Raw genomic sequence first — 13537 nt, forward strand, 5'->3', positions numbered from 1 at the left:
TTGTTTAATTATGAATAAATGTTTTTTGAATTTGATTAATCATTATTAAATCATTAACATCAGTTACTAAAATTTTAATTTTGTTAGCAATTAAATTAATAATTAAATTATCACTATTAAAGTCATGTTTTTGACTATCAATTACTAAAAAAGCATCTTTCATATTACCTTTAATAGTAACGGTGTGGGTATTATCTAAAATTAATGGCGCCTTTAAAGAATTATGTTTATTATGAAAAACCGGAGCAATTTCTAAGAATTCCATTAAATTTTTTTCACTTAAAATAACGGCACCATTAATACTTTTAGTATAACCCGTTGAACCAGTTTTAGTAGTTAAAACAAATCCTGAACTTTGACAATTTTGTAATAATTGATTATTAATATAAACTGTAAAAAATATTGTTTTTGCAATACTCATTAATTTAATCTCATTAAGACTATAAAAAATTTTATTATTAATAGTTATTTTTAAAGCATCAAGAGATTTTGTTTTCAAAATATTATTTTTTAAATTAGTAATTAACTTATCAATTTCATTAACTTGATAAAGAGCATTAAAACCAATATTTCCCGTATTAATAGTTATAAAATGAATATTATCAATATTTTCATTAAAACGATTAACCGCCGATAAAAAAGTGCCATCACCACCAATAGCAAATACTATTTCTGGATTTTGTTCATCAAATATCATCTTTAATGCTAATAATTTACTAGATAAGTTTTTAGCCACAGCAATTGATTCATCGGCCTTATTAGTAACAATTGTAAATTTCTTTTGTTGCATTAATTACACCTCATAATATAATTCTATCAATAAGGTAATAATATCATAATTAAGAATCCATATAAATATTCTTTTTTATTATTATTTATAGTAAAATTGATACATTATCAATGAGATTTATTTATTTTAGGAGGAATTACTATTGAAACCACGCTTATTATCAGGTATTACTAATACTGGAAAAATTACTATTGGTAATTATATTGGTGTTATTCAAAATTTTATTAAATTACAAGAAGAATATGATGTTTTTATCTTTGTTGCCAATTTGCATGCTATTGTCTCAATAAAAAATCATGACCACGATGTTCTTAAAAATAATATTCGTGATTTAGTTGCGTTATATGTTGCTTGTGGTTTAGATCCCGATAAGATTACAATTTTTGCTCAATCTGACATTTTAGAGCATTGCCAATTAGGTCATATTCTGCTATGTCATACATCAATGGGAGAACTAAATCGCATGACACAATTTAAAGATAAAACACAATCATTTAAACAACATAATAATACTGAAACGATACCAACAGGATTATTTACTTATCCAGCATTAATGGCAGCTGATATTTTACTATATGATGCTACTATTGTTCCTGTGGGAATTGATCAAAAGCAACATCTAGAATTAACAAGAAATATTGCGATCAGAATGAATAATAAATATGGTAATATCTTTACAATTCCAGAACCATATATTGCTCCTAATGGTAAAAAAATAATGAACTTACAAAATCCCTTAAAAAAAATGTCAAAATCACATGAAAATCCTAAAACTTACATTTCTCTTTTAGATAATTTAAATGATGTTACCACAAAAATTAAAAGTGCCATTACTGATAGTGAAAATAAAATTTTTTATGATGAAATTAATAAACCAGGAATTAGTAATCTTTTAAATATTTACTGTGCTTTTACAAATACTACAATTGAAGAAGCAACAAATGAGTTTTCTGACCAAAATTATGGTGTTTTTAAAGAAAAAGTTGCTAAAGTTGTTTGCCATCAACTTGAAATTATTCAAAGAAAATATAACGAAATTATTGCTAACGATAAATGAAAACATTGATTATTGCAAGGAAAAGAAAAAGCAACAAAAATTGCTCACGAAAAATTGCAATTAATCCAAGATAAAATTGGGATTAATTACTAAAAATAAAGGAGAAAAACAATGATTAAACTTAATCATATTGATAAAAAAAGATTAATCCTTATTGACCTTGATGGAACAACATTAATGGATGATGGAAAAACAATGCATCCATTAACTATTCAAGGATTACAAAAAACTATTGCTCAAGGTCATATTGTTTGTATTGTTACAGGAAGACCCCACCGTGGAAGTATTTCATTTTATAATGAACTAGGATTAAAAACATTACTTTGCAATTTTAATGGTGGTCACATTCATGATCCATTATTAAGAGAATTTAAACGCTTAGTATTTCCAATTTCTTATGATACCGTAAAAGCAGTTTTAAAAGAAAACGATGTCAAAACTTCTTTATATAATGGTCTTGTAGAATACTACAACAAAGCAGTATGCTTAAAACAAACAGAAAATTTTGAACGCTACTTTCATTTAACAGATATTCCAACGGACAATTTTATTATTGGCAATCTTTTAGAAAACTGAAGTGGTTCTGCTAATAATATTGTTTTACAATTAAAAAGTCCCCAACATTTAGATAAAGTTATTCGTAGTTTAGAAAAATATACTAATACTTTAAAAATTAATATTTGAACGCATGATAATGACAAAGAACATCCTGTTCTAGACCTATCAAATAAATTTATTAATAAAGGGATGGCAGCTGAAATTCTTTCACAATATTACAATATAGATATTAGAGATGTTATTGCCTTTGGTGATGAATTTAATGATTTAGAAATGATTACCAAAGTTGGTTATGGTATTGTAATGAAAAATGGTATTGAAACTTTAAAAGTATTTTCTAAAGATATTACTGAACATACTAATGATGAAGGTGGTGTTGGCATATATTTAGAAAAACTATTAAACTTATAACTTAAAACAAATAAAAAGATGCTTGGATATTACAAGCATCTTTTTAATATATTACATTACCTACCAATATTAGTATGAATAATAATATTTTTCGGTTAATTTATTATTGTTTGAATTATCACCAATTTTAAGATGCCAAACATTCATTAACTATTTTTTATTTACTATTAATTCATTACATAAATTAATAAACTCATCAATCGTAACTGTTATTTGTTCTTCTTTACCATATTGACGATAAGTAATCTTTTTAGTAGCAATTTCCTTTTGACCGATAACAATTTGGAAAGGTATTTTTTTAGTTTGCGCAATACGAATTTTATAACCTAACCGTTCACTACTAGCATCAACAAATGACCGTAAATTATGGGTTTTAAATAGCTTTTCTAATTCATAACAATATGCTTGATGCTCTTCTTTAATAGGAATTAAAGTAATCTGCTTAGGACTTAATCATAGTGGTAAAACTCCACCTGTTTGTTCTAATAAAACAGCAATAAAGCGTTCATAAGTTCCAATTAAGCCACGATGAATAATAACAGGGCGAACTTCTTGTCCATTCTCATCTTGATAAGATAAATCAAATTTTTCTGGTAGTAAAAAGTCCAACTGAATCGTTGAAACCGTAATATCGTGTCCTAACACTGTTTTAATTTGAATATCTAATTTCGGACCATAAAAAGCTGCTTCGCCAAGCATTACAATATATTTAATTTTTAATTCATGTAAGGCTTCTTTTAAAACTTTCTCAGCTTTAATTCACATTTCATCATTATCATAATAACTTTTTTTATCTTGAAAATCTCTTAATGATAATGAATAGTAATCAACTTCAATATTTAATGCTAACAATATTTCACTAATTAATTTAAATGTTGTTTGAAATTCAGTTTTTATTTGATCAAAACGACAAAAAATATGAGCATCAGTCAACTCCATTGCTCGAACGCGTTCTAAACCAGTTAAAGCGCCACTAGCTTCATAACGATATAATAACTCATGTTCAGCAAATCGTAATGGCAAATCACGATAAGAGCGTAATTTATAACAATAAATTAAACAATGATGTGGACACGACATCGGGCGAAGCACAAGTTGTTCATTATTCAATGACATAACCGGAAACATATTTTGTTGATAATGATCTCAATGACCACTAGTACGATATAATTCTATTGCTCCCATTACTGGTGTTGCAACTTCTAAATAATCATAAAAGAACTCTTGCGAACGCAAATACTCTTGTAATTGTTTTTTAAGAATCATTCCATTAGGCAATCAAATTGGTAATCCTTGACCTGCCAATGAATCAAACATAAAAATTTCTAAATCTTTACCAATTTTTCGATGGTCTCGTTCTTTTCTTAAAGCAATTAATGCTAATAATGTTGCTAATTTTTCTTGTGAAAAATGACAAACACCATAAATTCTTTGAATTTGCTTATTGTTAGCATCATTATTTCAATAAACTCCAGCAAGTGATGAAAGCATAAAATTTTCAACAATTTTAGTATTATCTAAAGCAATAAAATTATTAATGAAGGAACTGTTATCAACAGTATATATACCAACAACATCTTTAAGTGTTAAAAGTTGTTCTAAAAAATAAGGATTATTTTCATATAATCGTTGTAAATCGTGCGGTGATTTTAACTCATATTTAATTTCTAAGTCTTTTTTAAGAAATTCTTGCATTTGCTTAGTAATAATTTCTAAATCTTGTTCTTTAATGTGGGTTTGAAAATCAAAATCAACAAAAAAACCTTCATCACCAACATTAATATTGGCAATTAGTAAACCCTTTCAATTAGTTTGTAATGTTTTTGCTAAAACAATAGCTGCTGAATAATTAAGTACTTTTAATGCCTCATCTAAATCTTTTGTAATTATTTCTAATATAATATCATTTTCTAAAACATAAGTTTTAATATCTTTTCATTCATTATTAACTTTAACAGCAATAATATTTTCTTGTCAATTAGCATCAATACTTGTTAAAACATCACTAAGCATTATTCCTAATGGATACGATTTATTTTCATTATTAATTTTTACAGTAACAATTTGTTCCATTGCCGACATATCCTTTCTAGCGAAAAAGACGTTCATTAGCAAATTGAACGTCTTTAACACTGTTAATGTAATTATTTTATTTGTAATTTTCTCATTTCATTACCATTAACAATTAAAACTTGTTCATTAGTTTTAGCACCATATTTTCTAGCAATATTATTTAATAAACTATCATCATTAATTACTTTATTAATATCCATAACTAATTCTGGATAAACACCATACCAAATCCCAAAACTATTTCTAATTCTTTCATCAGTAACTAATGGAATTAATGTACTGCGAACACGAGCATTAGATAAAGTTTTAGTTAATAATTGATCATCACTATCATCTAAAACAATTACTTGATGAATTCGTTTTTGCTTTTGAATTTTTTCACCAAGAACTTCTTTACCAACTTGATAAACAAAATCTTTAAAAGGTGAAGTTGATCATTTAATAAATCTTTCTAAATAACCTTCATATCAAAAATGAATTTCTGCTTTTCTAACGACTCTCGTCATTGCTTCAATTGATTTTTCAGGATACTCACCATTAGCTGTTTCGCCAGATAACATTGTTGTATCCACACCTAAATCAACTGCTCAATAAATATCTGATACTTCAGCTCTTGTTGGTAAAGGATTAGATAACATTGATTCTAACATTTGCGTAGCGACAATTACTGGCACCATTGCTTTATTACATTTACGAATAACATGTTTTTGAATTAAAGGCACCTCAGCATAAGGCACATCAACACCTAAATCACCACGCGCAATCATAATACCATCACTATTAGCAATAATTTCATCAATATTATCAACAGCATATCGTGATTCAATTTTGGCAATAATTTTAATATCAGTACCACCATTTTCATCTAACAATTGACGCATCTCTTGTAAATCTTTAGCATCATGAACAAAAGAAGCAGCTACATAATCTACTTTTTGCTCACATCCAAAAATAAGATCGGCACGATCTTTGTCAGAAATAAAAGGTAATGACAGTTTAATTCCCGAAACAATAATCGCACGATGATTTTTAACAAGATGAGTATTAACAGCACGACAAATAATTGACTTATCATCATCTTTATTATTAATTCCTAAAACAATTAACTGTAACTTACCATCATCTACTAATAATCTTTGTTCAACTTGAATATCATTAACAAGATTTTCATAATTAATTGAAAATTCCGTTTCCGTACCTTCAATTTCTTTATTCGTATAAATAATAACCCTACTATCTTTACTTATTAACGCCTCGCCGCCTTTAAAAGAATGAGTTCTAATTTCTGGACCTTTAGTATCTAATATTAGTGATAGTGGCCTTTGTACTTGCTGAATAATAGATTTAGCAAATTCAACGCGCTTACCATGTTCTTCAAAATCACCGTGAGAAAAGTTTAAACGATATACATTTGCTCCCTTTTGTGCTAAACGAAGCATCAAATCTCTGGTTTCACTAGTCGGACCAATTGTCGTAATGGTTTTTACTCTTTTATTTATAAAAAGCATTTATTTTAATCCTCATTTCTATTTTTGTAAATAACAGTTTAATTTTAACATAAAAACATATTTTAAATTAATTTGTTAATTGTAAAGAAAGTAAATTCAATTATTTCTTTTATTAATTATATCAAATATTATTAATAAACAATAAAATTTAAAAAAACAAGTCTTATTGTTCAATATCAATAAATAACCATTCATTTTTTTCTAATTTAAAAATGTCTGCATTGTAATTTCTAACCCTTGATTTAATAAGTCGTGATTTAAAACAACATAAATTTTATCATCAATTATCTTGTAAGATGAAATTCAAAATGAGTCCATTGAAAACTTATATGTTTTATTATCAATAATCATTAATTCCTTTTGTAAAATTTGCGAAATAATTTGAAAAATCTGAAACTTTTGATTACTACTATCTAATAATTCCTGATTTATATATGCTCCTTCCAATTTACTTTTAATATTATTAAAAAATTTAGTAATTAATGAAAATGATTGATTATTAATTTTTGAATTAAATAAATGCAATTTAAATGATAAATCAGTATTTTTTACTTTAATAATTCCATAACGAGTAACATCAAATATTCCTCATTCTAAGTAATTTAAATTATGAGTAATATCTTCTACTTTTAAATTTAACAATATATTATCATATTCATGATTTCAATCATCAAAATTAATTTTTAAATCACCAAAAATATCCTCATTCTCAGTTAGAAACCTAGGAACAGAATTTTTAGATACTGTTGCTTGCTTCATTTTACTCAAAAAGTCACTAAAAATTCTTCGTAAAAAATCAAGTAATTTATTACTTTCAACAGTAGTAACATCAGCAACACCTTCAAGTAATTCCGTTGCATTACCAAAAGATAATAATGGCATTGTTTCACTAACAGTAGATATTAGCGCTGATAACTTAGAAGTTTTTCATAAGTAATATCCTAATATTGCCATTCCTGCTAATGACAATCCCCCAGCAAGTCATTTTCAATATGTTATTGATCACCGCAATCTTTGACCTTCATCACCAATTCTTTCAAGACTTTCCTCATCAATTTTGACTCCTTCGGGATCTTCCCTTGGAGGGCGGGATGATTCAATAATATTGATTTTTAATTTAATTGGCTCTTGTTCTTTAAAATAATTAAAAATGCCATAAGCCTCATTTTCACTAATAGTTTGTAACTCAATAAATTGTAATCGCGTCTTAGTAATTGGTACAAGAGTAGAAGTAGTATCTTCTGAAATAATTGCAACATTATTTCCTAATCATTGAAAAATTTGTAATCGCCAACTAGCAATCTTTATGCGATTAATATGATTTAAAGACTCTTTTGTTTCAATAATAAACTTATCATCTAATTTTTCATTCATTCTTTTAATAACTTGGTGTTTTATTATATTTTTAAAAAATTTATATTCAATAATTATATCCATAATATCAAATTTCCTAAAAAAACCTTGAATTACTGGTTCTAATTTAAAACCACGAAAAGCATAATCGTCAATATTAAGATGAGTTACTAAATATTCTTGATTAATTTTTTCAATAATTTCTATTAATTCATTAACGATCGCTTTTCTCATTACAGTTCAATTTTTATAATCAGAAATATCATCTTCAAAAATAGCTGGCAACATTTTTGCATACTCCATTTTTACTTCATTAAAGAAAATTTTATTATCTTGTTGTTGACAAGGTATATTATTGAAAATTTTATTATCTTGTTGAACGCACAGTGAAATTTGATTTATGGGAACTTGAATAAAATTTATTGTTGTTACTATTGAAACTAACGATAATAATTTCAAGAAATTAATCTCCTCTACTAAAATTTAATTTATTGGCTACAAATTGAAAAAACCGTTGGTAAATAACATTCAAAATGTAAACTTTTATTATAGCGTTGATAATGTTCAGTAGAAATAATTTTAATATTATTATTAATATTACGATAACTAATAACATTAGATTCAAAAAATGCTTCCAAAGCGGCAACAGACAATAAATCATAAAATTTTTGAGCCTCAATAATATTTTTTGCTATTAATAAATTTAAACCTCCCGTAAACTGTTCTGGATTAGATATTGTTTCTAAAGTAATTCAGTTAGTAAATCCTTCCATCTTAGCATTAATAATATTGTTAATAAAAAAACTATTAATTAAATTAATAAAATGTTCCGAGCGATTTTCACTACAAAAATTATTTAAAAAACCTAACATTAATGAAAAATTTTCATCATTATCTTCAGAAACTTCAAAAGTATTAACATCAATAACTTTCATTAATTTTAAAAATTCAGTAACTAAAAGAATTTTATTTTCCTCTAAATTTAAACTATGTTGATAAACTCAATTATTAAAAAGCAATGACAAATATTTAACATCCTTAAAAAAATAATACAATAATAAAGCTTTAAATGAAGGTATATTAATTGTAACTTTTCCTGTATGTGTTATATCTAGTTCTTCATAAATTAAATTAGATTTAATATCTAAAATATTTTGTTCTTTAACATTTGGCAATATTCAAGTAAAATTATCTTCATTAATCATAGTTGCTAATATTGGTGATACTTTATTAATTAATTGATAAATATTATCATTGTCTCTAAGATTTACAATTGATTGTGCATAATTAATGTTATGGAAAACAATTCATCGATAAGCAAAGAAATTAAAAATTAACATCAAAAATAACATTGATTTTACTATTTTCATTCAAATACACACCTTTCAAAAATTTAAAGATTAATATGAATGGGAATAAGAAAAAAATACTGCATTTCTTCAAATAATAAATCTTTTTGAATTTCCACTTTATCTTTTAATCGTAATTCCAAAAGAACAGCATTAGGTAATTTTTGTTCATTAGTAATAAAAAATTCTTCTAACCCAGAAGCATACTTATTAAACAAAGCATTATTTTCTTGCGGATCAATATAAACTGGTCTACTAGTTATCGCCTCAAAATCAGCACCATATAAGACAATATCATTTTCATACAATGCAACTCTTTCATATTGAGTAACAATTTTTTTCAATGATATGAAATATATCCTAAATACAGTCAATTAAATTTTTCTAATGTGATATCTGATTCATATAATTGTCTCATTCTACTAGCTTGTAAAAATTGTTTAATGCGAGGCTTCTGTCGATTATTATTTTCATCAAGCATTGCCCATTTATAAATTTGTCTTCAAACAATTGTTGATTGTTTAATTGCATAAATTTTAATTTTAATCGGAATAATAAAAATATCTAATTCTTCATAACTTATAGCAATTCATAAAATATGATCTAATTCTCTTTTCTCATATGAAAAAATATTTTCAATATAAAGATTTTTTAAATTAAATAATTCTGAATATAAAAACTCATTACCACTAATGGTTATTGATAAATCTTTAATCGTATTTTCAATATCATTAGCTAATCAATTTCCTTGAATACCACCAAAATTAACAACATCTAACTTAGTAATATCAGCTTGAACATTATTCATAATTGCTTCTTGTAAAATTAAACTTTTATTTTCCATCGTTGGATTAACAAATTGAATATTAAAATTTATTAAATATTCATTTAAATAAAAAATTTGTAATGGGTACGGATCACCCCAAGGTGAAATTTTTTTATTTTCATCTAATGTTTTAATATCAATTAATTCCAATTCTCAAGAAACTTTAAAACCATCATATAACAAAGAAGTATTAGTAAGTTTCCCTTTAACAATATTTAGTAAATGTTCTTTGCCATCTTCAAACTTCGCAAAATGGAAAATTCCCGTAAGCGAGGAATCACTACTAAAAACCTGTCGACTTAATTTAATCATTATTTCTTTAGAAAAAAAATATTTAGTTTTAATATTAATAGTATCTTTATAACCTTTATAATTTAATCCAAACTGAATTTTATTTGCTTTAATACTTTTTAATGATATTCATTCACAATTTATTAAGTTTGCATCCAACTCAATTACAATATCATTAATTTTTAAATTTGTTGTTTCTCATTGAATTTTAGCATTAATAGTATTAATCCAAAAATCAATATTATCTTCGGGTTCATAAACTTCTCATATATCTTTTAGCATATAAAATTTATCAGCAACAGCTTTAATAATGTCACTGTCAGTAATATTCGTATCCAGTTCAATCGTTACTATTTTTGTAATATCTTGATAAAATAATTCAATAGCTAATGTTTTATTAGTAATATCATACTGTTGCATAATTATTTGATTAATAAAAAAATTATTAGTTTTAAATAACTCTCATTTTTCACTAATCAAAACATAAGGATTATTTTCTAATAAGTTAATAACTTCATCTTTAAGTAAACTTTTAATATAATTTCAATAATAAATAGAATTTTCATTAATTAAAGAATCAAAATTAGAAATTTTAAATTTTACTTTTTGCATTTTTGCTATTATATAATCCAAAATTTGATAATTAGTTTCATCAACAGTAGCTAACGATGAACGATAATTAAAACTATTTCAATTATTAAATGAATTTCAGCATAACGATAAAATTATTAATGGCATTAATATTAAACGATATCGTCTCACAATAATTTTCCACCTAACACTTAAATATATTTAACAAATTCTTTAGTCATAAACTCATGAGTTCATTGCCACATAATATTTCGCTCACTAGCATCGCCAGCAATTCACATTGCAATCGCCTCAGCAAAAAATTCTGCATTAATAAAAGTAGAACCCTCTAAAACACTCTTATATGCTTCATATCGCGAATAATTGCTCGGTAATATCAACAGGGGCAGTAAAATTTCATTAATTTCATACTCTTTAAGATTACGATTTGATACAGGTACATCTTTAATTTTTTTATAAATATAATTCATAAAAATGTCTGATAATTTATTATCATTAGGTTTGATAACAATATCAAAACTATTTTCATCATCTAAATTTAAATCATCATTATTTTGTAAGTTTATTAAATCATCAATATATTTTGGAGTTAAATTATTATGATTTTTTTTTGGATTGGAATTATTAGCTTCTAAACTTAGAGTATCACAATTAATTTGAAAAGATTCTTTAAGTTGCAAATTAAACTGTTCAATAGGGTTAAAAAGATTCAAAATTGTTCTTTGTTGTTTTGGCAAACTAATATAATAATCTAAAGTATGGGCAAATTCATGAACAATAACTTGACCATAGGTTGTAGCTGCATTTCAAGATATTCTAAGACTGGTTTCATCTGATTCCCATCAATCATTTGCTAATGAAATACACATAAATCCAGCAAGAAAAAAACCAGTTAGTCCTCTTGTTCCAAATTCAATATCTTTTGTATTAAGAGAATCAACAAACACTGAAAAAACTAAACGAGCAATATCTTGAATCGGAATTTTTTGTAACAAAATATTATAAAAATTAATAATATTTTCTTGAACTGTAGTTTTCATTTTACCTTCTGGTATATTTTTAACAATCTCTTCATAATTAACAGTAATAAAATCTTTAAGATAAAAAAACTTTGCTTTGTCTTGAAAATATTCTTTCTTTGAAAAAAAATTACTTAATTCATTAAAATCTTGAAAATACTTATTAGTACTTATTAAAGTATTAAATTCTAAAATGCTTTGCGGAGACGGATTTTGAAATAATAATTTTTCTTCTAATTCTAGCAAATATTCTCGATGTTGTTCAGAACGAATAAAATACATTCGTAAACGATTTCAACTATGATTTCTTAAACTTTCTGTTAACTTTAGATAACCCTGATTACGATTTTTTAAACCATTTTCAGTGTTAGCATAATTTATAATTTGGTTACTAATAATTAAACAATTATTTCAAGTTAAAATTAAAAATATAGCTAAACTTTTTACCATTAATTTATTCATTGATTAAACCTCCTATTTAAAAAATTGTTAATAAAAATTAATAAGTTTTATTGTGGATAAGAAAAAACAAAATCAAATCTAAACCCTTCAATTATATGCGTTTCTCCACTATCAAATTTATATTCCTTAATTTTAAAAACAAAACTTACATTAAAATTTTCTTGTGCTTTTAACCAATTATCATTTTCAAGCTGATTGGTATCAAAATTATTTTCTAATTCAAATGACAAGGGGTAAATATTTAAATAATAAAAAGTTTCATTTCAGAAAGTAGATAATGCTCCATAAATAAAACCTAAACTATTATGAAATTCTTGTAGTCGACGAATAAAATTAGCTTGTATTAATTCAGTTTTTGATAATTTTAATTTCATAGTTCAATATTCATTTCTTGGATCATTAGAAAGCAACAATCTTTCTTCTACTTCTAATAAAAATGTCATATAACTATAAATTTTTATTTTATAAATTTTAAATTTCAGCATTTTAATTTTAATTTTTAAGTTTATTCGCCAATAATTAAACTCAGCTATCATATCAACATTACTATCGCGTTCATAACTATTCAACATAAAAAATATTTGAGTCATAAATATTTTTTTATTATTAAAAGTAATTGTCATTGGAACAGATTCTTTAAAACTTTCTTGAACAGATGGAATTCTAGAAAATAATTGTGAACGACTAATATCAGTTATGTTATTAATATACATCTCACGCAAGGTTAAATACTTATTTTTAAAATGTTTATGTAACCACTCTTGAAATTTTTCAATTGTTGAATCAACTATTTGAAATGATATCGTAACATAAATATCTTCCATTCCCTTTTTTTGAATATATTTTAAAAATAATTCCATTTTTTTATTATTATCATTTTGTTTAAAACCATTCAAAATAATGCTTTGTAAATTATTTATTCTTTTATTTTGATTAGCAAATAATAATGCTTCTACTTCTAACAATCAATTTTTAAATCAACTTTTAATGTTTTCCGGTTCATCAAGATTAATTTCCGAAGTAAAAATAATAAAATTATCATTTTTCAAAATATTAAAAAACTCATTAATATCAATAAGAATATCTTTTTGCATTTTGAGTTTTTGAGTATTACCAATGATATTAGAATCATTATTACTAACATTATTAAGATTATTATTTATTAAATTAATTAAAGTAAAAAAAATTAATATCAAAACCATTACATTTTTTTTTAACATTGAAAACCTCACTATTTATAAATTATCAA

11 protein-coding genes are annotated in these 13537 nt (G+C 24.7%); 2 read left to right on the plus strand and 9 right to left on the minus strand.

Annotation, left to right across the window (positions count from 1 at the left end):
• Positions 1–4: 4 nt before the first annotated feature.
• A complete protein-coding gene (locus AAHM88_RS05910) occupies positions 5–790 on the minus strand; it encodes an NAD(+)/NADH kinase (protein WP_342262573.1) in 786 nt (261 codons plus the stop codon).
• Between the two features lie 136 nt (positions 791–926).
• Here AAHM88_RS05910 and trpS point away from each other — a divergent pair, with 136 nt between their 5' ends.
• Both trpS and AAHM88_RS05920 read left to right on the plus strand, forming a co-directional pair.
• Positions 927–1940, plus strand: a complete 1014-nt coding sequence (gene trpS, locus AAHM88_RS05915; RefSeq protein ID WP_346350434.1) for a tryptophan--tRNA ligase — start codon at positions 927–929, stop codon at positions 1938–1940.
• A gap of 18 nt (positions 1941–1958) precedes the next feature.
• Positions 1959–2816 carry an HAD-IIB family hydrolase gene (locus AAHM88_RS05920; protein WP_342262575.1) on the plus strand — a complete coding sequence of 286 codons (858 nt, stop codon included), beginning with the start codon at positions 1959–1961 and terminating at the stop codon, positions 2814–2816.
• A gap of 150 nt (positions 2817–2966) precedes the next feature.
• Here the strand turns inward: AAHM88_RS05920 and thrS are convergent, their stop codons facing one another.
• The 8 genes from thrS to AAHM88_RS05960 all read right to left on the minus strand — a co-directional run bounded on the left by thrS (position 2967) and on the right by AAHM88_RS05960 (position 13508).
• Positions 2967–4925: a threonine--tRNA ligase gene (thrS, locus tag AAHM88_RS05925; protein WP_342262576.1), complete on the minus strand. Its 1959-nt coding sequence runs from the start codon at positions 4923–4925 to the stop codon at positions 2967–2969.
• Positions 4926–4960: 35 nt separating this feature from the next.
• Complete coding sequence (gene pyk / locus AAHM88_RS05930) at positions 4961–6397, minus strand: pyruvate kinase (protein ID WP_342262577.1); 1437 nt, start codon at positions 6395–6397, stop codon at positions 4961–4963.
• Between the two features lie 201 nt (positions 6398–6598).
• Positions 6599–8209 (minus strand): hypothetical protein, encoded by a 1611-nt coding sequence (locus AAHM88_RS05935; RefSeq protein ID WP_342262578.1) that lies wholly within the window; start codon positions 8207–8209, stop codon positions 6599–6601.
• A gap of 29 nt (positions 8210–8238) precedes the next feature.
• The gene (locus tag AAHM88_RS05940; RefSeq protein WP_342262579.1) at positions 8239–9120 is read right to left on the minus strand and encodes a hypothetical protein; all 882 of its coding nucleotides are present in this window, start codon (positions 9118–9120) and stop codon (positions 8239–8241) included.
• 23 nt (positions 9121–9143) lie between these two features.
• The gene (locus AAHM88_RS05945; RefSeq protein ID WP_342262580.1) at positions 9144–9407 is read right to left on the minus strand and encodes a hypothetical protein; all 264 of its coding nucleotides are present in this window, start codon (positions 9405–9407) and stop codon (positions 9144–9146) included.
• Positions 9359–10978, minus strand: a complete 1620-nt coding sequence (locus AAHM88_RS05950) for a hypothetical protein (protein ID WP_342262581.1) — start codon at positions 10976–10978, stop codon at positions 9359–9361. Before AAHM88_RS05950 ends, AAHM88_RS05945 begins: the two co-directional genes overlap by 49 nt.
• Before the next feature lie 20 nt (positions 10979–10998).
• Positions 10999–12288: a hypothetical protein gene (locus tag AAHM88_RS05955; protein WP_342262582.1), complete on the minus strand. Its 1290-nt coding sequence runs from the start codon at positions 12286–12288 to the stop codon at positions 10999–11001.
• A 47-nt stretch (positions 12289–12335) separates the two neighbouring features.
• Complete coding sequence (locus AAHM88_RS05960) at positions 12336–13508, minus strand: hypothetical protein (RefSeq protein WP_342262583.1); 1173 nt, start codon at positions 13506–13508, stop codon at positions 12336–12338.
• Positions 13509–13537: the final 29 nt, after the last annotated feature.

Source organism: Spiroplasma endosymbiont of Dromius quadrimaculatus (assembly GCF_964031155.1).
In the GTDB taxonomy this organism is placed as follows: Bacteria; Bacillota_I; Bacilli_A; order Mycoplasmatales; family Nriv7; genus Nriv7.